This is a genomic window from Bacillus sp. AF23 (assembly GCF_020861455.1).
In the GTDB taxonomy this organism is placed as follows: Bacteria; Bacillota; Bacilli; order Bacillales; family Bacillaceae; genus Bacillus; species Bacillus halotolerans.
This window is the reverse complement of sequence record NZ_JAJHVY010000015.1, coordinates 420,985-444,427: the sequence shown is the minus strand read 5'-3', so window position 1 is coordinate 444,427 and position 23,443 is coordinate 420,985. Positions and strand designations below refer to the sequence as shown.

At 41.8% G+C, this 23,443-nt stretch carries 25 protein-coding genes; all 25 read left to right on the top strand.

Going from position 1 to position 23,443, the window contains the following annotated elements:
- The first annotated feature begins 5 nt into the window (after positions 1-5).
- The 25 genes from LNN34_RS07470 to fliL all read left to right on the top strand — a co-directional run bounded on the left by LNN34_RS07470 (position 6) and on the right by fliL (position 23,422).
- Positions 6-1,736 carry a hypothetical protein gene (locus LNN34_RS07470; RefSeq protein WP_229043072.1) on the top strand — a complete coding sequence of 577 codons (1,731 nt, stop codon included), beginning with the start codon at positions 6-8 and terminating at the stop codon, positions 1,734-1,736.
- Positions 1,733-2,014: a FlhB-like flagellar biosynthesis protein gene (locus LNN34_RS07465; RefSeq protein WP_229043052.1), complete on the top strand. Its 282-nt coding sequence runs from the start codon at positions 1,733-1,735 to the stop codon at positions 2,012-2,014. The genes LNN34_RS07470 and LNN34_RS07465 overlap by 4 nt, the downstream gene beginning before the upstream one ends.
- Positions 2,015-2,187: 173 nt before the next feature.
- Complete coding sequence (gene sucC, locus LNN34_RS07460) at positions 2,188-3,345, top strand: ADP-forming succinate--CoA ligase subunit beta (protein ID WP_019714397.1); 1,158 nt, start codon at positions 2,188-2,190, stop codon at positions 3,343-3,345.
- 28 nt (positions 3,346-3,373) lie between these two features.
- Positions 3,374-4,276: a succinate--CoA ligase subunit alpha gene (sucD, locus tag LNN34_RS07455; RefSeq protein ID WP_024121388.1), complete on the top strand. Its 903-nt coding sequence runs from the start codon at positions 3,374-3,376 to the stop codon at positions 4,274-4,276.
- A 60-nt stretch (positions 4,277-4,336) separates the two neighbouring features.
- Positions 4,337-5,236, top strand: a complete 900-nt coding sequence (gene dprA / locus LNN34_RS07450) for a DNA-processing protein DprA (RefSeq protein WP_059335799.1) — start codon at positions 4,337-4,339, stop codon at positions 5,234-5,236.
- Between the two features lie 188 nt (positions 5,237-5,424).
- Positions 5,425-7,500, top strand: a complete 2,076-nt coding sequence (gene topA / locus LNN34_RS07445) for a type I DNA topoisomerase (protein WP_044155905.1) — start codon at positions 5,425-5,427, stop codon at positions 7,498-7,500.
- A 75-nt stretch (positions 7,501-7,575) separates the two neighbouring features.
- Positions 7,576-8,883, top strand: coding sequence for an FADH(2)-oxidizing methylenetetrahydrofolate--tRNA-(uracil(54)-C(5))-methyltransferase TrmFO (gene trmFO, locus LNN34_RS07440; RefSeq protein WP_024121391.1), 1,308 nt, complete (start codon positions 7,576-7,578; stop codon positions 8,881-8,883).
- A 67-nt stretch (positions 8,884-8,950) separates the two neighbouring features.
- Positions 8,951-9,865 carry a tyrosine recombinase XerC gene (xerC, locus tag LNN34_RS07435; protein WP_059335797.1) on the top strand — a complete coding sequence of 305 codons (915 nt, stop codon included), beginning with the start codon at positions 8,951-8,953 and terminating at the stop codon, positions 9,863-9,865.
- Positions 9,866-9,877: 12 nt separating this feature from the next.
- Positions 9,878-10,423, top strand: a complete 546-nt coding sequence (gene clpQ, locus LNN34_RS07430) for an ATP-dependent protease subunit ClpQ (RefSeq protein WP_014663962.1) — start codon at positions 9,878-9,880, stop codon at positions 10,421-10,423.
- 16 nt (positions 10,424-10,439) lie between these two features.
- Positions 10,440-11,843, top strand: coding sequence for an HslU--HslV peptidase ATPase subunit (gene hslU / locus LNN34_RS07425; RefSeq protein ID WP_229043051.1), 1,404 nt, complete (start codon positions 10,440-10,442; stop codon positions 11,841-11,843).
- A 38-nt stretch (positions 11,844-11,881) separates the two neighbouring features.
- The gene (gene codY, locus LNN34_RS07420) at positions 11,882-12,661 is read left to right on the top strand and encodes a GTP-sensing pleiotropic transcriptional regulator CodY (RefSeq protein ID WP_003220850.1); all 780 of its coding nucleotides are present in this window, start codon (positions 11,882-11,884) and stop codon (positions 12,659-12,661) included.
- 382 nt (positions 12,662-13,043) lie between these two features.
- On the top strand, positions 13,044-13,433 hold the full coding sequence (flgB, locus tag LNN34_RS07415; RefSeq protein ID WP_044155900.1) for a flagellar basal body rod protein FlgB: 390 nt from the start codon (positions 13,044-13,046) through the stop codon (positions 13,431-13,433).
- Positions 13,433-13,885, top strand: a complete 453-nt coding sequence (flgC, locus tag LNN34_RS07410; protein WP_044155899.1) for a flagellar basal body rod protein FlgC — start codon at positions 13,433-13,435, stop codon at positions 13,883-13,885. The genes flgB and flgC overlap by 1 nt, the downstream gene beginning before the upstream one ends.
- A 10-nt stretch (positions 13,886-13,895) precedes the next feature.
- The gene (gene fliE / locus LNN34_RS07405; protein ID WP_024121395.1) at positions 13,896-14,216 is read left to right on the top strand and encodes a flagellar hook-basal body complex protein FliE; all 321 of its coding nucleotides are present in this window, start codon (positions 13,896-13,898) and stop codon (positions 14,214-14,216) included.
- A 45-nt stretch (positions 14,217-14,261) separates the two neighbouring features.
- Positions 14,262-15,872, top strand: a complete 1,611-nt coding sequence (gene fliF / locus LNN34_RS07400; protein ID WP_059335795.1) for a flagellar basal-body MS-ring/collar protein FliF — start codon at positions 14,262-14,264, stop codon at positions 15,870-15,872.
- Between the two features lie 12 nt (positions 15,873-15,884).
- On the top strand, positions 15,885-16,901 hold the full coding sequence (gene fliG / locus LNN34_RS07395; RefSeq protein WP_003231981.1) for a flagellar motor switch protein FliG: 1,017 nt from the start codon (positions 15,885-15,887) through the stop codon (positions 16,899-16,901).
- Entirely contained in the window at positions 16,894-17,646 is a 753-nt protein-coding gene (gene fliH, locus LNN34_RS07390; RefSeq protein ID WP_229043050.1) for a flagellar assembly protein FliH, read from the top strand. Before fliG ends, fliH begins: the two co-directional genes overlap by 8 nt.
- Positions 17,643-18,959 carry a flagellar protein export ATPase FliI gene (fliI, locus tag LNN34_RS07385; protein ID WP_229043049.1) on the top strand — a complete coding sequence of 439 codons (1,317 nt, stop codon included), beginning with the start codon at positions 17,643-17,645 and terminating at the stop codon, positions 18,957-18,959. The genes fliH and fliI overlap by 4 nt, the downstream gene beginning before the upstream one ends.
- 3 nt (positions 18,960-18,962) lie before the next feature.
- Positions 18,963-19,406 carry a flagellar export protein FliJ gene (gene fliJ / locus LNN34_RS07380; RefSeq protein WP_229043048.1) on the top strand — a complete coding sequence of 148 codons (444 nt, stop codon included), beginning with the start codon at positions 18,963-18,965 and terminating at the stop codon, positions 19,404-19,406.
- Positions 19,407-19,417: 11 nt separating this feature from the next.
- On the top strand, positions 19,418-20,032 hold the full coding sequence (locus LNN34_RS07375; RefSeq protein WP_106294753.1) for a MotE family protein: 615 nt from the start codon (positions 19,418-19,420) through the stop codon (positions 20,030-20,032).
- Between the two features lie 11 nt (positions 20,033-20,043).
- Positions 20,044-21,510 carry a flagellar hook-length control protein FliK gene (locus LNN34_RS07370; protein ID WP_229043047.1) on the top strand — a complete coding sequence of 489 codons (1,467 nt, stop codon included), beginning with the start codon at positions 20,044-20,046 and terminating at the stop codon, positions 21,508-21,510.
- Positions 21,507-21,932: a flagellar hook assembly protein FlgD gene (flgD, locus tag LNN34_RS07365; RefSeq protein WP_024121401.1), complete on the top strand. Its 426-nt coding sequence runs from the start codon at positions 21,507-21,509 to the stop codon at positions 21,930-21,932. The genes LNN34_RS07370 and flgD overlap by 4 nt, the downstream gene beginning before the upstream one ends.
- Before the next feature lie 21 nt (positions 21,933-21,953).
- Complete coding sequence (gene flgG / locus LNN34_RS07360) at positions 21,954-22,748, top strand: flagellar basal body rod protein FlgG (protein WP_024121402.1); 795 nt, start codon at positions 21,954-21,956, stop codon at positions 22,746-22,748.
- Positions 22,749-22,787: 39 nt separating this feature from the next.
- Positions 22,788-23,003, top strand: coding sequence for a flagellar FlbD family protein (locus tag LNN34_RS07355; protein ID WP_010334253.1), 216 nt, complete (start codon positions 22,788-22,790; stop codon positions 23,001-23,003).
- The gene (fliL, locus tag LNN34_RS07350; RefSeq protein ID WP_044155887.1) at positions 23,000-23,422 is read left to right on the top strand and encodes a flagellar basal body-associated protein FliL; all 423 of its coding nucleotides are present in this window, start codon (positions 23,000-23,002) and stop codon (positions 23,420-23,422) included. Before LNN34_RS07355 ends, fliL begins: the two co-directional genes overlap by 4 nt.
- The last annotated feature ends 21 nt before the right edge of the window (positions 23,423-23,443 follow it).

Genomic DNA, 23,443 nt, shown 5'->3' with positions numbered 1-23,443 from the left:
TGAAAATGAACATACGAAATGATGTACAGCAGGCGCTCAAAAACCTTTTTGGAAACACTGCAGCTCCGCAGGAAACATCACATACAACCGACGAATCAAATGCCGTAAAGCGTCTCCTTTTAGGGAAAGTGCTTCGTTTATTAGGGGACCAGCATGCACTGATCCAAGTAGGGAATCAAACGATTCAAGGCAAACTTGAAACCCAGCTTCGTCCTCAGGCGTATTACTGGTTTTCCTACGAAAAAAAACCAGCGGAACAGACAGGCCGTCTCCAGGTTGTGCAAAGCTTTGACCAAAATCCCAAAACCATTCAGGATGCAGCGGGCAAGCTTCTAAACGCTATTTCAGTGAAGCCGTCAAACGCATCCCTTATGATGGCTGGCGCAATGCTGAAAAGCAAAACACCCATCACAGAAAATGATATCAAAACAGCCGTCCGCTGGATGGACACGCTGCCTGCGACAGACACAAAAAAAGCCATCGAAACAGTTTTATTTGCCTTAAAGCGGGATCTCCCCGTTCACCCCGATGTTTTGAGCGGAGTTCATGCTGTCAAATCGCCTGTACCGCTCCATCAGCACCTATCTCAGCTGATTCAGGCTATTCATCAAAATCCTCAGCCGAGCCAGGCGCTGACAAAGCTAAAAGAAGCCGTTACGGCACTTTTTAATAGCGAAACAGATGTCCATGCAGAACGTCTTATCGAGAAGCTTATCTCGTTAACGGATCATAACAGATCTGCCTCTTCAGTCAGTACAGCTGGAAACCGGGAGCTTAGCGCAGCAGACGGCTCCGCAGGAAAGGCAAACTGGGCGCCTGCAAACCCGCAGGAGCAGCAGCGAAACACACGAGACGGTGCCGCTAAAACTGTCTCAGACATTTCAATGAAAGAAGCAGGAAGGCTGCTGGCCACTCTGACGGAAGCTGCGGATAAAAACGGCAATCCAATCGTAAAAGAAGCAGCGAATTGGATAAAGGCTGTTGTTTCCTCTAGTCAAAATAAGCCTGAGGCAGCAGCATCTGCTTTACAGGCCGCGCAAGTCACGGATCAAGAAGCAGAAGTGTTTTTAAAGGCTGTTCAGCAAACAGCTCCTAATTTGGCGGATAAGGCAGATGTTCTTTCTTTCTTATCCAAAGTGAAAATGGCAATAGGCGCTCGAGATGAGCTTGCATTTATTAAAGCGTTAGAACAAGGTGCCGCAGTGCTGCCTGATGATATTCAATCAGTTAAGATGGCTCTTCATGCTGCCAGAGCGTCACGTGAGTTAGCGGAACCTGTCAAACAGGAAGCGGATCAGCTCTTCCATAAATTAAACGGTCAGCTTCTCATGCAGCAGGATCATCCTTCCTACAGCCAAATTGTGATGTCATTTCCGATGTTTTCAAAATCGGGGATTCAGGACATGACTGTTCTGTTTAAAGGACAAAAAGAAGCGGATGGAAAGCTCGATCCTTCCCATTGCCGGCTCTTGTTTTTACTGCAATTGGATACGTTAAAAGAAACAGTTGTCGACTGCCTGATACAGCAGCAAGTCATGACGATTACAATTGAGACGGACTTTGAACTTCAGTCGGCAATCGATCCGATGGTGCCCGCCCTCAAGCAATCGCTCAAAGAAATGGGCTACAGTCTTTCAGGAGTTAACGCTAAAAAACGCCTTCAATCTGATGAAAAGGCTACAATTGATCAATACATAACAAGCATCAGTGATCAGGGAGTGGATGTGAAAATATGAACGAGCAAACGCCTTTAAGGAATGCCGTAGCTCTCCATTATGACGAAAAAAAAGACAAGGCGCCAAGAGTAATTGCAACCGGGAGGGGCCATGTTGCTGACAACATTATCAAAGAAGCCAAAAAGGCGGGGGTTCCGATCCAAGAAGATCGGACCCTTGTCGAATTAATGCGCCATTTGACTGTGGATGACCAGATCCCGGAAGCACTTTATGAAACGGTAGCCGAGATTTTTTCTTTCATTTACAGATTGGACGAAAGTGTAAAAAATAAAAAATAGCTAAAATATTCCCCATTCTCCGCTTGAAATTTATGTTTTTAATAAAATAAAAGTTTGAATGTTTAGAAGGATTTTAAGATTTTGCATCGAACTCTAGACAATTCTTCCAGTATTATATAGAATGAAAGCGCAGTCTATTTTTAGTTTTGTTACATAAGTTAGGAGGATGGGAAATGAATATCCATGAGTACCAGGGAAAAGAAGTCCTCAGAAAATATGGGGTATCTGTTCCTGAAGGTAAAGTGGCTTTTACAGCAGAAGAAGCAGTTGAAAAAGCAAAGAACTTATCCAGCTCGGTTTATGTCGTAAAGGCTCAAATTCATGCTGGCGGTCGAGGCAAAGCTGGTGGGGTAAAAATAGCAAAATCATTAGACGAAGTAAAAGCGTATGCCGAAGAACTTTTAGGTAAGACCCTCGTTACGCATCAGACGGGTCCGGACGGGCAAGTAATAAAACGCTTACTTATTGAAGAAGGCTGCGATATTAAAAAGGAATACTATGTGGGATTAGTGCTTGACCGTGCCACTTCAAGAATTGTTCTGATGGCCTCTGAAGAAGGCGGAACAGAAATTGAAGAAGTAGCAGAGAAAACACCGGAAAAAATCAAAAAGGCTGTCATTGATCCGGCTGTTGGCCTCCAAGGCTATCAAGCTAGAGAAATTGCATTCGCTATCAATATTCCAAAAGAGCTTGTGGGGAAAGCTGCTAAATTTATGCTTGGACTATACAAAGCGTTTGTTGAGAAAGACTGCTCAATCGCCGAAATCAATCCTCTCGTTGTAACTGGAGACGGGAATGTGATGGCGCTTGATGCGAAATTAAATTTTGACAGCAACGCATTATACAGACAAAAAGATATTATGGAATACAGAGATTTGGACGAAGAAGATCCAAAAGAAATTGAAGCGTCTAAATACGATCTGAGCTACATTTCCCTTGATGGAAATATCGGATGCATGGTAAACGGCGCTGGACTAGCAATGTCCACGATGGATATCATTAAACATTATGGAGGAGAACCGGCCAACTTCCTTGATGTCGGGGGCGGCGCAACCGCAGAAAAAGTCACGGAAGCATTTAAAATCATTCTTTCTGATCAAAATGTTAAAGGGATTTTCGTCAACATTTTCGGAGGCATTATGAAATGTGATGTCATCGCAGAAGGGGTTGTGGAAGCGACAAGACAAGTCGGTTTAACATTGCCGCTTGTCGTCCGTCTTGAAGGAACAAACGTGGATCTAGGGAAGAAAATCCTTAGTGAATCAGGATTAAATATTACATCTGCGGAATCCATGGCTGACGGTGCGCAGAAAATCGTATCTTTAGTATAGGAAAGAATGAAAGGCAGGGGACCAAATAATGAGTGTTTTTATCAATAAAGATACAAGAGTTATTGTACAAGGGATTACAGGTTCTACCGCTTTATTCCATACGAAGCAGATGCTTGAATACGGCACAAATATCGTGGGCGGTGTGACACCTGGAAAAGGCGGAACTGAAGTGGAAGGGGTACCTGTATTTAATACAGTGGCTGATGCAGTTCATACGACTGGCGCAAATGCGTCTGTTATCTATGTTCCGGCACCGTTTGCAGCTGATGCAATTATGGAAGCAGTAGATGCGGAGCTTGATCTGGTCATTTGCATTACAGAGCATATCCCGGTTTTAGATATGGTAAAAGTGAAACGCTTCATGGAAGGCAAGAAAACGAGATTAATAGGACCGAACTGTCCTGGCGTCATTACGCCTGATGAATGTAAAATCGGCATTATGCCCGGATATATCCATAAAAAGGGTCATGTAGGCGTTGTATCGCGTTCAGGAACATTAACATACGAAGCAGTGCATCAGCTGTCAGAAGCGGGTGTAGGACAGTCTACAGCCGTTGGAATCGGCGGCGATCCTGTAAATGGAACCAACTTCATTGACGTTTTAAAAGCGTTTAACGAAGATCCTGAAACACACGCTGTCATCATGATCGGCGAAATCGGCGGTACAGCTGAAGAGGAAGCTGCTGAGTGGGTAAAAGCCAACATGACAAAACCGGTAGTCGGATTCATTGGCGGTAAAACAGCACCTCCAGGGAAACGAATGGGACATGCAGGCGCCATCATTTCCGGCGGAAAAGGCACGGCTGATGAAAAAATCAAAACACTTAATGAATGCGGAATCGAAGTTGCAGAGACACCTTCTGTCATGGGAGAAACATTAATTAAAGTGTTGAAAGAAAAGAATTTATTTGAAACGTGCAAAACTCATTAATAGAGAAGGGACAGCCATCTTGGCTGTTCCTGCTTTTGCTGTTAAAAGGAGGTTCTCATATTGGATCAGGCCGCTGCCTGTTTAATCACTTGCAGAATCAACCAATTACTACCCCCGTCTCTTCTATTAAAATGGTGGAAAGCTGATCCGTCAATGTCACTGACAAATCCTTCATGTGCATTAGAAACAGCTTCACGCGGCAAAGTAAGGGCTGCGGCTCTAAAAAATAAAATAGAAGAACAATATCCAAAACTTCAGCATTTACTCTCTGTATATCATCAGCAAGGCATTAATGTCATCCCAATATCCTCAGATCAATATCCATTCTGGCTGAAAACCATTTATGATCCGCCTCCCGTGCTGTTTGCAAAAGGTGATATATCTCTTCTTTCTCAAGGGAGAAAAATAGGAATTGTAGGTACGAGACATCCGACAGCTTATGGAATTCGGGTTGTCAATCATCTTACAATAGAGCTTTGCCATAAAAAGTGGGTGATTGTCAGCGGGCTGGCGTCTGGGATTGACGGATTGTCCCATGCTGCAAGTATTAAGGCGAAGGGGCGGACAATCGGAGTCATCGCAGGCGGATTTCAGAACATTTATCCTCGAGAAAATCTTCAATTAGCAGAACACATGGCTAAACACCATCTTCTTCTGTCAGAGCATCCACCTGAAACCAAACCCCAAAAATGGCATTTCCCTATGAGAAACCGTATCATCAGCGGGTTAAGTGAGGGCATTATTGTTGTGCAGGGCAAAGAAAAAAGCGGTTCTTTGATTACCGCATACCAAGCGCTGGAACAAGGGAGAGAAGTATTTGCCGTACCCGGTTCTGTATTTGATCCTTACGCCGGAGGTCCTATAAAATTGATTCAAGAGGGGGCTAAAGCCATATGGTCAGCAGAGGATATTTATGCAGAGCTTCCTGAGAAAAACGTTCAATATACGGAACCCTTTTGAATTATCGTTTGACAAACAGCATTGTAATATTTAATAATAGTGAGGATTTAAAGTTGCATATTGTTTTCTATTTAAATAATCGTTCATCATAAAGAATGAAATGTTGAAAGCCAAATAAAGACAGCTGCAAATATAAAATAAAATTTGAAATACTTGAAGAGAGAGAACACCTCTTGAGGGGGATGAAAATGTCTGATTATCTAGTCATCGTGGAATCGCCCGCTAAGGCGAAAACGATTGAACGTTACTTAGGTAAAAAATATAAAGTGAAAGCATCAATGGGACATGTCCGGGATCTTCCAAAAAGTCAAATGGGAGTTGACATAGAACAAAATTTCGAACCGAAATATATAACCATTCGAGGTAAAGGTCCGGTACTAAAAGAGCTGAAAACGGCTGCCAAAAAAGCTAAAAAAGTTTATCTCGCAGCCGACCCCGACAGAGAAGGGGAAGCGATTGCATGGCACTTGGCCCACAGCCTTGATCTGGATCTTCATTCAGACTGCCGTGTTGTGTTTAACGAAATTACGAAAGATGCAATTAAAGAATCATTTAAGCATCCCCGTATGATCAATATGGATTTGGTGGATGCACAGCAGGCGAGACGTATATTAGACAGGCTCGTCGGATATAAAATCAGCCCGATTCTTTGGAAAAAAGTCAAAAAAGGACTCAGCGCTGGCCGTGTTCAATCTGTTGCCCTCCGGTTAATTATTGATCGTGAAAAGGAAATTAACGACTTTAAGCCAGAGGAATATTGGACAATAGACGGCACGTTCTTAAAAGGACAGGAGACGTTTGAAGCGGGCTTTTTCGGTAAAAACGGCAAAAAACTTCCTTTAAAGAGTGAAGCGGATGTAAAGGACATACTTTCTCAGCTCAAAGGCAATAAGTATACAGTTGAAAAAGTAACTAAAAAGGAACGTAAACGTAATCCGGCCTTGCCATTTACAACTTCCACCCTTCAGCAGGAAGCAGCGCGTAAGCTCAATTTCAGAGCGAAGAAAACGATGATGATTGCGCAGCAATTATATGAAGGAATTGATCTTGGAAAAGAAGGAACTGTCGGTCTGATCACATATATGAGAACGGATTCAACACGTATTTCCAATACAGCAGTTGATGAAGCGGCAGCGTTTATTGATCAAACATACGGAAAAGAGTACTTAGGCGGCAAAAGAAAGCCCGCTAAAAAGAATGAAAATGCTCAGGATGCCCACGAAGCGATCCGTCCGACGTCGGTTCTCAGAAAACCAAGCGAATTAAAAGCAGTCCTTGGCAGAGATCAGCTGAGACTGTATAAATTAATTTGGGAGCGCTTTGTTGCCAGCCAAATGGCATCTGCTGTTTTAGATACAATGAGTGTTGATTTGACAAACAACGGTTTGACTTTTCGTGCAAACGGAAGTAAAGTCAAGTTTTCCGGCTTTATGAAAGTGTATGTTGAAGGCAAAGACGATCAATTGGAAGAAAAAGACCGGATGCTGCCTGACTTACAAGAGGGAGACACTGTTTTATCTAAGGACATAGAACCGGAACAGCATTTTACCCAGCCGCCTCCGCGCTATACTGAGGCCCGTTTGGTTAAAACGCTTGAAGAACTCGGGATCGGCCGTCCTTCCACTTATGCTCCGACGCTTGATACGATTCAGCGGCGCGGGTACGTTGGTTTGGATAATAAACGGTTTGTTCCCACAGAATTAGGGCAGATCGTGCTTGAGCTGATCATGGAATTTTTCCCTGAAATCATAAACGTTGAGTTTACGGCAAAAATGGAAAAAGACCTTGATAATGTTGAGGAAGGCAATATAGAATGGGTACAGATTATTGATAACTTCTATACCGATTTTGAAAAGCGCGTGAAAAAAGCCGAATCAGAAATGAAGGAAGTTGAAATTGAACCAGAATATGCTGGAGAAGATTGTGAATTATGCAGTTCTCCTATGGTATATAAAATGGGCCGATACGGTAAATTCTTAGCTTGCTCCAATTTCCCCGATTGCCGGAATACAAAGCCGATTGTCAAACAAATCGGTGTGAAGTGTCCGAGCTGCGGAGAAGGAAATATTGTTGAGCGAAAATCGAAAAAGAAACGGGTTTTTTACGGCTGTGACCGTTATCCGGACTGTGAATTCGTTTCCTGGGACAAACCAATTGAACGAAAATGTCCGAAATGCGGAAAAATGCTTGTTGAGAAAAAGCTCAAAAAAGGCATACAAGTCCAATGCGTGGAATGCGATTATAAGGAAGAACCACAGAAGTAGCGGTGAGCAGGGTCTTGCTCACCTTCTTTGTGTGTTAAAAGAAGACAATGAATAATAAACTAGGAGATGTGAAAGATGAACCAACAAACAGTGAATGTAATCGGAGCCGGACTCGCAGGCAGTGAAGCGGCGTGGCAGCTTGCCAAACGGGGGATTCAAGTCAGATTATATGAAATGCGCCCAGTCAAACAGACGCCTGCCCATCATACTGATAAATTTGCAGAACTGGTATGCAGCAACTCTTTACGCTCCAATACACTTGCTAACGCTGTAGGTGTACTAAAAGAAGAAATGCGTGCACTTGATTCAGCAATTATTGCTGCGGCTGACGAATGCTCAGTGCCTGCCGGCGGCGCACTCGCGGTAGACCGGCATGAATTTGCGGCAAGTGTGACAAACCGGGTGAAAAACCATCCCAACGTTACCGTCGTTAATGAAGAAGTAACAGAAATACCTGAAGGACCAACGATTATCGCAACTGGTCCGTTAACTTCAGAATCATTGTCTGCACAGTTAAAAGAGCTTACTGGAGAGGACTATTTATACTTCTATGATGCAGCGGCGCCTATCGTAGAGAAAGACAGCCTTGACATGGATAAAGTGTATTTGAAATCCCGTTATGACAAGGGAGAAGCGGCTTATCTAAACTGCCCGATGACAGAAGAAGAGTTTGACCGTTTTCATGAAGCTTTGACATCAGCGGAAACTGTGCCGTTAAAAGAGTTTGAAAAAGAGATTTTCTTTGAAGGCTGCATGCCGATTGAAGTAATGGCAAAACGAGGAAAGAAAACAATGCTTTTCGGACCGATGAAGCCAGTGGGATTAGAGCATCCTGTTACCGGAAAACGTCCATATGCAGTCGTTCAGCTCAGACAGGATGATGCGGCGGGAACTCTCTATAATATTGTAGGATTCCAAACTCATTTAAAATGGGGAGACCAGAAGGAAGTCCTCAAATTGATTCCCGGACTTGAAAATGTGGAAATCGTCAGATACGGTGTTATGCACAGAAATACATTCATTAATTCTCCAAGCTTGTTAAAGCCGACTTACCAATTTAAAAAACGGAACGATTTGTTCTTCGCAGGACAAATGACGGGAGTAGAAGGATATGTGGAATCGGCTGCTTCTGGACTTGTAGCAGGTATTAATGCGGCTAAACTCGTTTTAGGAGAAGAGCTTGTCACTTTTCCTCAGGAAACAGCAATAGGCAGTATGGCTCACTATATTACAACAACAAACCAGAAGAACTTCCAGCCGATGAATGCAAACTTTGGGCTTTTGAAAGATTTGCCTGTTAAAATTAAAAATAAAAAAGAGCGTAATGAACAGTACGCAAATCGGGCGATCGAGACAATTCAAACAATTTCGAAAACAATATAGGTATTGATTGCAACTTGATCGCGATTTGTGATACCATTTAAAAGCCCTTCCTGGGGAGGTATTTGGCATGGAGAATGTTAAGAATTTCGTAAAGTTATTCGTTGAATATTTACAAATTGAAAAAAATTATTCACAATATACTATTGTGAATTATGTGGATTCAATTGAAGAATTCGAGACTTTCCTGCGCGTTCAAGGTATAAATGGATTTGAAGAAGTTGCATATCAAGATACTAGAATTTTTTTGACGGAAGCCTATGAAAAGGGTTTATCGAGAAGAACAATCAGCAAAAAAATTTCTGCATTGAGAAGTTTTTACAAATTTCTGATGCGAGAAAAGCTTGTTGATGATAATCCGTTCCAGCTTGTTCATCTGCCGAAACAAGAGAAACGGATACCGAAGTTTCTATATCAAAAAGAGCTTGAGGAACTGTTTGAAGTTTCAGATATAAGCCAGCCGACCGGCATGAGGGATCAAGCGCTATTAGAGCTTCTCTATGCCACCGGAATGAGGGTCAGTGAATGCTCTTCCATAAGTGTTCATGATCTTGATTTATTTATGGATACAGTGCTTGTTCACGGGAAAGGCAAGAAGCAGCGTTATATCCCTTTTGGGTCTTACGCCCGCGAAGCGTTGAAGTTATATATGAATAGCGGAAGACAGTGCTTGCTGAAAAAAGCAAAAGAACCTCATGATCTATTATTCGTGAATCAAAGAGGCGGACCGCTTACAGCCCGAGGCATTAGACACATTTTAAACGGGCTTGTCAAAAAAGCGTCCGGCACTTTACATATCCATCCGCATATGCTTCGACATACGTTCGCCACTCATCTATTAAACGAAGGAGCAGATTTGAGGAGCGTTCAAGAACTGCTCGGGCATTCCAATCTGTCTTCGACACAGATATACACGCACGTTTCGAAGGAAATGTTGAGAAACACATATATGTCTCACCATCCAAGAGCTTTTAAGAAAAATTAAAGGAGGCCCTTTATGTCATCTTTTCATGCGACCACAATCTTTGCAGTACAGCATAAGGGACGAAGCGCAATGTCCGGAGACGGTCAAGTTACATTTGGTCAGGCTGTTGTAATGAAACATACTGCGAGAAAAGTAAGAAAACTGTTTAACGGCAAGGTTCTCGCAGGATTTGCGGGATCTGTTGCAGACGCTTTCACTCTATTCGAAAAGTTCGAAGCGAAACTTGAAGAATATAATGGCAACTTAAAACGGGCTGCTGTTGAGCTTGCAAAGGAATGGCGAAGCGACAAAGTACTTAGAAAGCTTGAAGCCATGCTGATCGTTATGAATCAAGATACCTTGCTTCTCGTGTCGGGAACTGGTGAGGTTATCGAGCCGGATGACGGCATTCTGGCAATTGGATCAGGCGGCAACTACGCTTTGGCAGCCGGAAGAGCGCTGAAAAAGCATGCCGGGGAGAGCATGACTGCAAGTGAGATTGCTAGAGCTGCGCTGGAAACAGCGGGCGAAATTTGTGTATACACGAACGATCAAATCATACTGGAAGAGCTTGAATAGAAAGGACTTGAGGCGCATGGAAAAAACACCGTTAACACCGAGACAGATTGTAGATCGGTTAGACCAATACATCGTCGGTCAGCAAAACGCGAAAAAAGCTGTCGCCGTGGCATTAAGAAACCGCTATAGAAGAAGTCTCCTGGATGAAAAGCTGAAAGACGAGGTCGTTCCGAAAAACATTTTAATGATGGGGCCTACCGGGGTAGGGAAAACTGAAATTGCCAGACGAATCGCTAAGCTTTCAGGTGCGCCATTTATCAAAATTGAAGCAACAAAATTTACAGAAGTCGGCTATGTAGGCAGAGACGTTGAATCAATGGTCAGAGACCTTGTGGAAACTTCTGTTCGTCTTATAAAGGAAGAAAAAATCAACGACGTGAAGGAACAGGCAGAAGAAAATGCAAATAAACGCATTGTTCGCCTGTTAGTTCCAGGGAAGAAAAAACAATCAGGCGTTAAAAACCCGTTTGAAATGTTTTTCGGCGGCAGCCAGCCAAACGGCGAGGACGAAACGGAAAGCCAGGAAGAAGCAAACATTGAAGAAAAAAGAAAACGCATGGCTCATCAGCTGGCATTAGGAGAGCTCGAAGACCACTATGTTACTGTAGAAGTTGAAGAGCAGCAGCCTTCTATGTTTGACATGCTGCAGGGCTCGGGTATGGAGCAGATGGGCATGAATATGCAGGATGCACTGAGCGGATTGATGCCAAAGAAAAAGAAACGCCGTAAAATGACAGTCAGAGAAGCCAGAAAAGTCCTGACGAATGAAGAGGCAAGCAAACTCATCGATATGGATGAAGTCAGCCAGGAAGCTGTCCATCGGGCAGAAGAGAGCGGAATTATCTTTATCGACGAGATTGATAAAATTGCAAAAAACGGTGGCGCGTCATCTTCAGCTGATGTATCAAGAGAAGGTGTTCAGCGTGATATTCTCCCAATCGTTGAGGGTTCTACCGTTGTCACTAAATACGGTTCAGTTAAAACAGACCATGTATTGTTTATAGCAGCGGGAGCATTTCATATGGCCAAACCGTCTGATCTGATTCCTGAACTGCAAGGGCGTTTTCCAATTCGTGTAGAACTGAGCAAACTGACGGTTGACGATTTCGTGAGAATTTTGGTTGAACCCGATAACGCGCTCTTGAAACAATATCAGGCATTATTGCAGACAGAGGGTATATCTCTTGAATTTTCTGACGAAGCTATTCATAAGATTGCTGAAGTCGCCTATCATGTGAACCAGGAAACAGATAATATCGGTGCGAGACGCCTTCATACAATACTCGAACGTCTGTTAGAAGATCTCTCTTTTGAAGCTCCGGATGTAACAATGGAGAAAATAACGATTACACCGCAGTATGTGGAAGAAAAACTCGGAACGATAGCTAAAAACAAAGATTTAAGTCAATTTATATTGTGAAAATTTAATAAGAGGAATGTTTAGGAGGATCATTTATCATGGCTTTATTACAAAAAACAAGAATTATTAACTCCATGCTGCAAGCTGCGGCAGGGAAACCGGTTAACTTTAAAGAAATGGCGGAAACGCTTCGGGATGTAATTGATTCCAATATTTTCGTTGTAAGCCGCAGAGGAAAACTTCTCGGCTACTCTATCAACCAGCAAATTGAAAATGACCGTATGAAAAAAATGCTTGAGGATCGCCAATTCCCAGAGGAATATACGAAGAATCTGTTCAACGTCCCTGAAACATCTTCTAACCTGGACATCAATAGTGAGTACACTGCTTTCCCTGTTGAAAACAGAGACTTGTTCCAAGCTGGTTTAACAACAATTGTGCCGATCATCGGAGGCGGAGAAAGATTAGGTACACTCATTCTTTCACGTTTACAGGATCAATTTAATGATGATGATTTAATTCTTGCTGAATACGGCGCTACAGTTGTCGGAATGGAAATTCTGAGAGAAAAAGCAGAAGAAATTGAAGAAGAAGCAAGAAGCAAAGCTGTCGTACAAATGGCAATCAGCTCTCTTTCTTATAGTGAGCTTGAAGCAATTGAACACATCTTTGAAGAGCTTGACGGAAACGAAGGTCTCCTTGTTGCAAGTAAGATTGCAGACCGTGTCGGCATTACCCGCTCAGTTATTGTTAACGCACTCAGAAAGCTTGAAAGCGCCGGTGTAATTGAGTCAAGATCATTAGGAATGAAGGGTACTTATATTAAAGTGCTGAACAACAAATTCCTGATTGAATTAGAAAACCTGAAATCCCATTAATGAAAAGAAGAACCCCTTTTTTAAGGGGTTCTTCTTTTCGTTCAAATAAAGGAAATCAATAAGCTTTATTTCCTGGGTGAAAAGTCTTTCTTTGTAATAATTTTAATAAAGTTTATTATTTTCTTCATAAAAACAGAAAAATGACGAAATAAATGGGGAAAATACAGAAATTAAGCTATTTTCAGCCTTATATAAATGTAAAAAATGTAGTTCAAATAATCTAGGACTATGTACCTAGTTATAAAATAGATATATATGAGGACATTTTTTTACACGAACTTCATAGACTTTATGCCTGTTATTTCTTACAATAAGCATATGGTTTTACAAATCTCGACAAGGATATTGAGGGTGAAAAAAACTGAAATGGAGGTAAGTGGATTTGAGCTTATTTTCTGGAACGATACAAAATCTTGAAAATGCCTTGGGCAGAGCGAATATTAAGCAAAAAGTCATAACTAATAATATTGCTAATATAGATACACCGAACTATAAGGCGAAAAAAGTCTCTTTCCAAAATTTATTGAATCAAGAATCCTCTCGTCTCGAATCTATAAAAACAGACTATCGGCATGTTGATTTTTCTGATGCTGATTCAAATTATTCAATTGTAACGAGCGGAGATACATCTTATCAGCAAAATGGAAATAACGTTGACGTTGACAAAGAGATGACAGAACTAGCTGAAAATCAGATTAACTATCAAGCTTTAGTTGAAAGAATGAACGGCAAATTCAATTCTCTGAAGACCGTGCTAACAGGAGGGAAATAATGACAGCTTTTCAAAGCTTAAATGTTTCAGCATCAGCTTTAACAGCTCAGCGCCTCAGAATGGATGTTGTATCGTCTAACTTGGCGAATATGGATACGACAAGAGCCAAGCAGGTAAACGGTGAGTGGGTGCCTTACAGAAGGAAAATGGTTTCGCTTCAGTCAAAAGGTGAATCGTTCTCATCGATTTTGAATTCTAAAATGAGCGGAAGCGGCAATGTCGGAAATGGGGTAAAGGTTACAAAAATCACTGAAGATAACTCTGATTTTAATCTGGTCTATGATCCGACTGACCCTGATGCAAACGCTGAAGGATATGTTCAAAAGCCAAATGTTGATCCATTAAAAGAAATGGTTGATCTTGTCAGCAGTACGAGATCATATGAGGCCAATGTCACAGCAATGAATGCCTCAAAGGGAATGCTGATGAAGGCTCTAGAAATCGGAAAGTAAGGTGATGAATGTGATCAATGCAATTTCTCCTTTTCAGGTTCAAAATACTCAAAACACTCAAAATGCAACAAATCAATTAAACAATAGCCAAAAAACAGACTCTTCAAATCAAACAAGCTTTTCGGAGCTTTTAAAAAACTCTATAAGTTCGTTAAATGAGTCCCAAGTAGCTTCTGACAATATGACTAATGCCTTGGCTGCAGGAAAAGATGTGAATCTTGATGAGGTCATGATCGCCGCTCAAAAAGCAAGCATCTCTCTGACTGCTGCAACTGAGTTCCGCAACAAAGCTGTGGAAGCATACCAGGAGATTATGAGAATGCAAATGTAGGGGGTCTGACGAGAAAGAGAAAGAGTGGAATGACCGGGGGTTAACATGAATCGTACTCTAATGCAAATGAAAAACAAAACAAGTGAGTTTTGGAAAAATAGATCTAAATTACAAAAGGTTTTAATGATTAGTGCTTTAGCGGCAATTATCATTCTTGCCATTATTATCAGTATTTTTTCTTCTAATCAGAAAATGGCGCCGCTGTACAAAGATTTGTCAGCTGAAGAAGCCGGACAGATCAAAGAGGAATTGGATGCAAAAAAAGTGCCTAGCGAACTTTCAAATGGCGGTACGGTCATTAAGGTTCCGGAAGATCAGGTTGATTCACTGAAAGTTCAGCTGGCGGCAGAAGGGCTTCCTAAAACCGGATCAATTGATTACTCATTTTTTGGACAGAACGCCGGCTTTGGTTTAACAGATAATGAATTTGATATGGTGAAAGTCAAAGCCACACAAACGGAACTATCCAATCTGATTAATGAAATGGACGGTATCAAAAATTCAAAAGTAATGATTAACCTTCCGAAAGACGCTGTCTTTGTCGGTGAAGAGCAATCAGCAGCATCTGCTTCAATCGTCCTGCAGACTCAGCCTGGCTACACTCTGGACCAAAGCCAGATCAACGGATTATATCATCTGGTATCGAAAAGTGTGCCGAACTTAAAAGAAGATAACATCGTCATCATGGACCAGAACTCTACATACTATGACAAAACAGACAGCGGTTCAGGATCCTACGCTGATAGTTATTCTTCGCAGCAGGGAGTTAAATCCCAAGTTGAAAAAGACATTCAAAAACATGTTCAGTCATTGCTCGGAACGATGATGGGGCAGGACAAAGTTGTTGTTTCTGTCACGGCTGATATTGACTTTACAAAAGAAAATCGCACAGAAGACATCGTCGAGCCTGTTGACAAAGAAAACATGGAAGGCATCGCGGTCAGTGCTGAAAAAGTATCGGAAACATATCAGGGAGACGGCGCAGCTAATGGCGGAACTGCCGGAACCGGTGATGAAGATGTAACAAACTATCAGGCTGACGGTGAAAATACCGAAAGTGGGAACTACGAAAAAAGCAGTAATAAAATCAATTACGAGGTTAACCGAATCCATAAAGAAATAGCTGAAAGCCCTTATAAGGTAAGGGATTTAGGGATTCAAGTAATGGTAGAGCCGCCTGATGCCAAAAACACAGCGTCGCTATCAACTGAAAGACAGGATGATATACAAAAAATCCTTTCAACTGTTGTCAGAACATCATTGGATAAGGATGAAACACAGAACCAGAACCTTTCTGATGAAGATATCAATAATAAAATTGTTGTCTCCGTTCAGCCTTTTGACGGAAAAGTAAGTCTAGATACTGATACGGAAAAATCCTCCGGTATCCCAATGTGGGTGTATATCGTAGGGGGCGTATTGATCGCAGTTATCATCATTCTGATCATTATGTTTATCAGAAAGAAACGCGCTCAAGAGGATGAATTTGAGGAATACACGTACGAAGTGCCTCAGGAGCCTATCAATTTGCCTGATATTAATGAAGAAGAAAATGAAACAGAGGAAACAGTCAGACGGAAACAGCTTGAAAAGATGGCGAAAGATAAGCCTGAAGACTTTGCAAAACTGCTGAGAAGCTGGCTGGCCGAGGATTAGGAGGGATTAGAAATGGCTAGACGTGATCAAGACAAGCTTACAGGAAAACAAAAAGCAGCCATTCTCATGATTTCCTTAGGTTTAGATGTGTCAGCTTCTGTATATAAGCATTTAACCGATGAAGAAATTGAAAGGCTTACCCTTGAAATATCAGGAGTTAGAAGTGTCGATCATCAAAAAAAGGATGAAATTATAGAGGAATTTCATAATATAGCGATTGCGCAAGATTATATTTCTCAGGGCGGTTTAAGCTATGCCAGACAAGTTCTTGAGAAGGCGCTGGGAGAAGATAAGGCTGAAAACATACTAAACAGGCTGACTTCTTCTCTGCAAGTTAAACCATTTGACTTTGCCAGAAAAGCAGAGCCTGAACAAATTTTAAATTTCATCCAACAAGAGCATCCGCAAACGATGGCTTTAATCTTGTCTTACCTTGACCCTGTGCAGGCCGGACAAATTTTATCCGAGCTGAATCCTGAGGTACAGGCAGAAGTCGCAAGAAGGATTGCGGTAATGGACAGAACGTCACCTGAAATTATTAATGAAGTAGAACGGATTCTGGAACAGAAATTATCCTCCGCATTTACTCAGGATTATACGCAAACCGGCGGAATCGAAGCTGTTGTTGAAGTGTTAAACGGTGTAGACAGAGGAACAGAAAAGACGATATTGGATTCCTTGGAAATTCAGGATCCTGATCTTGCTGAAGAAATCAAGAAGCGGATGTTTGTCTTTGAGGATATTGTTACCCTTGATAACCGAGCAATTCAACGGGTTATACGCGATGTTGAAAACGACGATCTGCTCCTTTCATTAAAGGTGGCAAGCGAGGAAGTCAAAGAAATTGTATTCAACAATATGTCACAGCGTATGGTTGAAACATTCAAAGAAGAAATGGAATTTATGGGCCCTGTACGTTTGAAGGATGTAGAAGAGGCTCAATCAAGAATTGTAAGCATCGTCAGAAAGCTTGAAGAAGCCGGTGAAATTGTTATAGCAAGAGGCGGAGGAGACGATATTATTGTCTAATATCATTAAACAAGAATCATCTTTTTCCCCACAGCAGGAAAGAAGAAAGCTTTCTTTACAAGAGGTTCGGATCGATCATTCACATCTTTTACAGACTGAAGAAAATCCGGAAGCGTTAATGGCCCGGATCAAAGAAGAAGCTGATCGGATTTCCGAGCAAGCGAACAGCCAGATGGAAGACATCCGCCGTCAAATTGAGCAGGAAAAAAATGATTGGGCGGCTGAAAAACAGCAGCTTATTGAAGAAGCGAAAACAGAAGGTTTCGAACAAGGTGTGACATTAGGGAGAGCTGAAGCCTTACAACAGTATGCTGAGCTGATCAATCAGGCAAACAGCATAACAGAGATGTCCAGAAAAGCTGTAGAGGATAAGCTTGAAGATGCCTCCGGAGAAATTGTTGAGCTTGCCGTTGCGTTAGCTAAAAAAGTATGGCAGCAAAAATCTGATGATAAAGAGGCCTTTATCCTGCTTGTGAAACAGGTGGTAAACGAAGTAAAGGAATATGACGATATATCAATATATGTGGACCCTTATTACTATGAAACAGTTTTTCAGCATAAAGACGAAATCCAGCAGCTTCTTTACAAAGAATGCCGGCTAGGTTTATACGCAGACGAAAAAGCTGAAAAAGGATCATGTTATATAGAAACTCCTTTTGGAAGAGTGGATGCAAGCATTGATACCCAGCTGGTGCAACTGAAGCATAAGCTCCTTTCAGCACTGGAAGCAGGTGCGGATCAATGAAGACACAGAGTCTGATAGATTGCATAGAAATGACAGACTCGTATAAGCGTTATGGAAAAGTAAAACGGGTGATCGGCTTGATGATCGAATCAAAGGGGCCGGCAAGCTCAATAGGCGACCTGTGCCTGATTTATACAAAAGGTCAATCAGGTAAAGTCATCAAAGCTGAAGTTGTTGGCTTTCAGGAAGAAAATATTTTGTTAATGCCCTATTTAGAGGCTGCAAGCATTGCCCCCGGGAGCATTGTTGAAGCCACCGGTGAATCTCTTCGTGTAAAGGTAGGAGCCGGTCTGATCGGACAAGTCATTGATGCGTTTGGCGAACCGCTCGACGGAAAACTTTTGCCGAAAGGACTTTCGCCTGTATCGACGGAGCAATCACCTCCTAACCCGATGAAACGCCCGCCTATCAGGAAAAAAATGGGCGTTGGCGTCAGGTCTATTGACAGTCTGCTGACTGTCGGAAAAGGCCAGCGGATTGGTATTTTCGCAGGAAGCGGCGTCGGGAAAAGCACATTAATGGGAATGATCGCTAAACAGACTGAAGCTGATTTGAACGTAATTGCACTCGTCGGAGAACGCGGTCGAGAGGTTCGGGAGTTTATTGAAAAAGACTTGGGAGCAGAGGGTCTGAAGCGGTCAATTGTAGTTGTTGCTACCTCAGACCAGCCTGCATTAACGAGGTTGAAAGCCGCATATACGGCGACAGCCATTGCTGAGTACTTTCGTGATAAAGGGCAAAATGTCATGTTTATGATGGATTCTGTCACAAGGGTGGCGATGGCTCAGAGGGAGATCGGACTTGCCGCTGGAGAGCCCCCGACGACAAAAGGATATACACCCTCTGTGTTCGCTATTTTACCTCGTTTACTAGAGAGAACAGGTGCAAATGAACACGGAACAATCACAGCGTTTTATACAGTGTTAGTCGACGGGGATGACATGAATGAGCCTATTGCTGATACTGTTCGCGGAATCTTAGACGGACACATTGTGTTAGACAGGGCTCTTGCTAATAAAGGCCAGTTTCCTGCCGTCAATGTGTTAAAAAGCATCAGCAGGGTGATGTCGAACATCTCGACAAAACAGCACTTAGACGCAGCGAATAAATTCCGTGAACTTTTATCAACGTATCAAAATTCTGAAGATCTCATTAATATAGGAGCTTACAAAAGAGGGTCCTCAAGAGAAATTGATGAGGCGATACAATTTTATCCGCAGCTTATTCAATTTCTGAAGCAGGGAACAGAAGAATCAGCATCATTGGAAGAAAGCATTGCTGCATTAACTAGTTTGACAGGAAATGAGGAATAGAACGTGGCCTATCAATTTAGATTCCAAAAGCTGCTGGAACTAAAAGAGAACGAAAAAGACCAGTCTTTGTCTGAGTATCAGCAATCAGTTTCTGAATTTGAAACTGTAGCGGAGAAACTATATGAGAATATGAGCAAAAAGGAATTGCTTGAGCACAATAAAGAAAACAAACTGAAAAGCGGGATGAGCGTTCAAGAGATGAGGCATTATCAGCAATTTGTCTCAAATCTTGAAAACACAATTTATCACTACCAAAAGCTCGTCATTATGAAAAGGAATCAAATGAACCAAAAGCAAGAAGTGTTAACAGAAAAAAATATTGAAGTGAAGAAGTTTGAAAAGATGCGTGAAAAACAGTTTAAAATGTTTGCTCTTGAAGACAAAGCTGCAGAGATGAAAGAAATGGACGATATTTCGATCAAGCAGTTTATGATTCAGGGCCATTAGGAGCGAATGTAATGTCCGGCAAAAAGAAAGAATCAGGTAAGTTCCGATCGGTTTTGCTGATCATTATCCTTCCGCTGATATTTCTGCTTATAGCAGGGGGGATTGTTCTCTGGGCGGCTGGTGTCAATGTCTTAAAGCCGATACAGGAAGCTGCAGCCAAAACGCCAGTTCTTAAAGAATTGGTTCCTGAGACCGAAGATAAAAAAGATACATCATCAGCAGCTAAGAATAACAGTAATACGGCGGCCTTGGAAAAAACCATTAAGGATCAAAAAAGTGAGATCAGTATATTGAATAAAGATTTGGATACAAGCAAATCTGAAATAGACAGGCTGAATCAAAAAATTCGTTCTCTTGAAAAAACAGCGGAAGACCAAAAAAAGACATCGAAGGATCACACAGAAGGTTCATCAAGTTCTGATAAAGCTTCTGATGATAAAGTCATCAGTGTTTATAAAAGCATGGACAGCGGAAAGGCTGCTAAAATCATTGCCCAATTAAAGGAAAAAGAAGCGCTGAAAATATTGAATGGACTGAGCAAAAAGCAGCTTGCTGAAATTTTGGCAAAAATGACTCCTGAGCAAGCGGCAACATATACAGAAAAAATTGCTGCCAGCCAAGAATAGGGGGAATAAAGGTGAAGCTGCTTGAATTAGCCGGACCTCGGCTGCAAACTACAGCAGGAACAGCTGCTAAAACAATCAAAAATAGCCAGGGAGTTTTTCAAAATTGGCTTATGTCTGAAGCCGGCTCGAAAGAACCTTCATCACAAGGAAATGGGACTCTGACTGACGATCAGCTTTTAAAAGATGCATGTAAAAAGATCAGTGATTGGCTAAAAGCAACTCCTGAAAACCAAGACAAGCAAAAAGCCGATCTTCTGCAAACGTTAAGTAAACTAACAGGAAAGCAGCTGGATGAATCCGCTCAGCAAATGTTACAGAATCTGCTGCAAGAAGTTGAATTAAAATTGGCTGACGGAACTGATCAACTGCACATGGGGCAAATACTTGCAGACAAAACCATTTCTGAAGAGAAAACTGCTCTGACTGCAAAGAATTCAGCTGGTGATGCCGCTACTGATGAACTCAAGTCTGATAGCGAGCAAGAAGTTCAGGAAAATGATGCATCAGCAGAAGATGTTAAAACGCTTATTCATATCCAAATGCTTATCAGTCAGCTTTTAGAAGGAAATAAAATGACTGACCGTGATCATCAAGCTCATATTGTCTACAAAAATGGAGATGAATTTCTTTCGGCATTAGATAAAAAGGGCATATCGGAACAGCTTATTCAGGATCTTAGACAGCAGATATTTACAAAAGACGAGTCAAGTTCAAAGCTTTATACGATGTCAAAGTCAGAGCTGAAAAGTTTTCAAAGCTTAATGGAACAGATGTCAGTGCTTCCTCAAAAAGGGACGAAGGAATGGAATATAGCTGAAAGTCAGCTGAAAGCTTTCTTGTTATCGAAATCATCCGAATCGTCACTAGAGGTCGGAAAACGTGCCCTTTCGCCGGACACTCTGACGTCAGGTAATAAAAGTACGGCAGATTTCTCTGTAAGTATTCAGCCCATAGATAGTAAGTCAGGAATTCAAATGATGTTTTCAGGCTACCGGAGCACCGGAGGAGTTCAGGCACTGGATTTGCAGCTTTCATCTGATTTGCATGCAGCCGAAACGAAAACGGTTGCTGATCAAGTGATCAGTGCATGGAAGCAGATGAAATATACACCCTTTGGGAGGTCAACCGGCAGTTTTACAATTCGGCTGAACCCTGAACATTTAGGATTTGTCACAATTAAGCTGACAAATGAAAATGGAATGTTCCAGAGTAAAATCATTGCATCCAGCCAATCTGCAAAAGAGCTGCTCGAACAACATCTGCCTCAGCTGAAGCAATCACTGCCGAATATGGCTGTCCAAGTTGACCGTTTTACATTGCCGATTCAAAGCGGAGACCAGCCGATATATGGCCAGCTTGCTGATGAACAGAAACAGCAGCAAGAGGGACAGAAGCAGCAAAGACAGAAAAAACAATCAAACGAGTTTGGCGACTTGCTTGATGAAGTGTCAATGGTTGAATTGGAGGAAGAAGAATGACATCAATAAGCTCAGAATATAAATTGCCTGAAAAAACAAGCAGCACTGCCGCTGCAAGCAACAGCAGCCTGGGAAAAGACGAGTTTTTAAAAATATTAATGACTCAAGTCCAAAACCAAGATCCGCTTAATCCGGTTGATGACAAAGAATTTATCAGCCAGATGGCGACTTTTTCAAGCCTGGAACAGATGATGAATCTGAATACGACGATGACTAAATTTGTTGAAAACCAAGATCCGTTTACAACGTATGTTGATTGGATGGGAAAAGAAGTATCTTGGACTGATGGTAAAAGTGCAACAGATAAAACAGGCACAGTAAGCTCTGTTAAACATTCTAAAGGAAATTATTATCTCGTTCTTGATGATGGGACTGAGATCAGTCCGGCGAATGTCATGTCTGTGGGACAATCTTCTAAATAAAAACATCTGGGGGAATATATTATGTTACGTTCACTTTATTCTGGAATCAGCGGTATGAAAAACTTTCAAACAAAACTTGATGTTATCGGCAATAACATTGCCAACGTAAATACAGTGGGATTCAAAAAGAGCCGGGTTACCTTTAAAGATATGGTAAGTCAAACGATTGCCGGCGGTTCTGCTGCTGGTGCAACAATCGGCGGAACAAACTCTAAGCAGATCGGTTTAGGTTCATCATCTGGCACAATTGATACCATCCATTCAACAAGCGCAACACAAAGCACAGGAAGAACGCTTGATTTAGCGATTGACGGCGACGGTTATTTTCAAATCGATACAGGTGATGGAACGGCTTACACAAGAGCCGGAAACTTCTATTTAGATAATACCGGAACATTGGTGACTGGTGACGGCTACCATGTGTTAAATATGACGGGAGGAACAATAAAAATTCCTCTTGATGCTCAAAGTTTTAGTATCGGATCCGATGGAAAAGTGTCAATTGTTGATGCTGGCGGTAAACCACAAGATGGCGGTCAGATCGGGATTGTTACTTTTGCAAACAGTGACGGTTTAGATAAAATCGGAAGCAACTTGTATCGTGAATCTTTGAACTCTGGAACTGCTAGTGCAGCTAATCAGCCTGGTGATGGCGGTACAGGTGCCTTGAAGTCAGGATTTATAGAAATGTCTAACGTTGATTTAACTGACGAGTTTACTGAAATGATTGTTGCTCAGCGCGGATTCCAATCAAACTCCAAGATTATTACAACATCGGATGAAATCCTTCAAGAGCTGGTTAACCTTAAACGTTAAGGAGGGAGGGGAGGCGAGTAATCGCTTCTCCGCTGTTTTATGATTAAAGTAACCCGTTTAAATGGGCAGCCCTTTACGCTGAATGCGTTATTTATTGAACAGATTGAATGCTTTCCGGATACTACAATCACACTGTCGAACGGTAAGAAGTTTGTAGTAAAAGAAGATGAAGAAGCTGTTCTGGAGAAGATCGTGTCTTTCTATCAAAAAATACAAATATTTTCAATGGACCATGGAATAGAGGAACCGGAATGAAGAAAAAATTATTGATCATTTTACTAATTATTCTTATCGTAATTGGTGCTCTCGGGGCGGCGGCTTATTTTGTATTAGGCGGAAAGTCCGAAAAAAATGAGGCAAAACGAAGTATTGATGAAATCGTTGCATCTTCTGTTGATGTCGCAGAAATCACAACGAATTTAAAGTCCGATAACATTATTCGCTTAGCGATTAAACTTGAAACTGACTCTGATAAATCAAAAGAAGAGCTTGAAAAACGTGATTTTCAAGTGAAAGATGCTGTTATATCACTGCTGGCTGATACGAATGCTGATGAGATTGAGGGAGACAAGGGAAAAGAAACCTTTAAGAAGGAACTAAAAGATAAAGTGAATAGCTACCTCCAAGAAGGAAAAGTAGAAAAAGTGTATATTACCTCTTTTAATCTGCAATAAAGCATAATTTGACAGAATACG

Coding starts and splice junctions, on each gene's coding strand:
- hslU (WP_229043051.1), top strand. CDS start 10,440: ATGGAAAAAACACCGTTAACACCGAGACAGATTGTAGATCGGTTAGAC.
- fliL (WP_044155887.1), top strand. CDS start 23,000: ATGAAGAAAAAATTATTGATCATTTTACTAATTATTCTTATCGTAATT.
- flgC (WP_044155899.1), top strand. CDS start 13,433: ATGACAGCTTTTCAAAGCTTAAATGTTTCAGCATCAGCTTTAACAGCT.
- sucC (WP_019714397.1), top strand. CDS start 2,188: ATGAATATCCATGAGTACCAGGGAAAAGAAGTCCTCAGAAAATATGGG.
- trmFO (WP_024121391.1), top strand. CDS start 7,576: ATGAACCAACAAACAGTGAATGTAATCGGAGCCGGACTCGCAGGCAGT.
- LNN34_RS07470 (WP_229043072.1), top strand. CDS start 6: ATGAACATACGAAATGATGTACAGCAGGCGCTCAAAAACCTTTTTGGA.
- sucD (WP_024121388.1), top strand. CDS start 3,374: ATGAGTGTTTTTATCAATAAAGATACAAGAGTTATTGTACAAGGGATT.
- xerC (WP_059335797.1), top strand. CDS start 8,951: ATGGAGAATGTTAAGAATTTCGTAAAGTTATTCGTTGAATATTTACAA.
- LNN34_RS07375 (WP_106294753.1), top strand. CDS start 19,418: ATGTCCGGCAAAAAGAAAGAATCAGGTAAGTTCCGATCGGTTTTGCTG.
- topA (WP_044155905.1), top strand. CDS start 5,425: ATGTCTGATTATCTAGTCATCGTGGAATCGCCCGCTAAGGCGAAAACG.
- LNN34_RS07355 (WP_010334253.1), top strand. CDS start 22,788: ATGATTAAAGTAACCCGTTTAAATGGGCAGCCCTTTACGCTGAATGCG.
- flgG (WP_024121402.1), top strand. CDS start 21,954: ATGTTACGTTCACTTTATTCTGGAATCAGCGGTATGAAAAACTTTCAA.
- LNN34_RS07465 (WP_229043052.1), top strand. CDS start 1,733: ATGAACGAGCAAACGCCTTTAAGGAATGCCGTAGCTCTCCATTATGAC.
- fliI (WP_229043049.1), top strand. CDS start 17,643: ATGAAGACACAGAGTCTGATAGATTGCATAGAAATGACAGACTCGTAT.
- fliG (WP_003231981.1), top strand. CDS start 15,885: ATGGCTAGACGTGATCAAGACAAGCTTACAGGAAAACAAAAAGCAGCC.
- codY (WP_003220850.1), top strand. CDS start 11,882: ATGGCTTTATTACAAAAAACAAGAATTATTAACTCCATGCTGCAAGCT.
- fliF (WP_059335795.1), top strand. CDS start 14,262: ATGAATCGTACTCTAATGCAAATGAAAAACAAAACAAGTGAGTTTTGG.
- clpQ (WP_014663962.1), top strand. CDS start 9,878: ATGTCATCTTTTCATGCGACCACAATCTTTGCAGTACAGCATAAGGGA.
- flgD (WP_024121401.1), top strand. CDS start 21,507: ATGACATCAATAAGCTCAGAATATAAATTGCCTGAAAAAACAAGCAGC.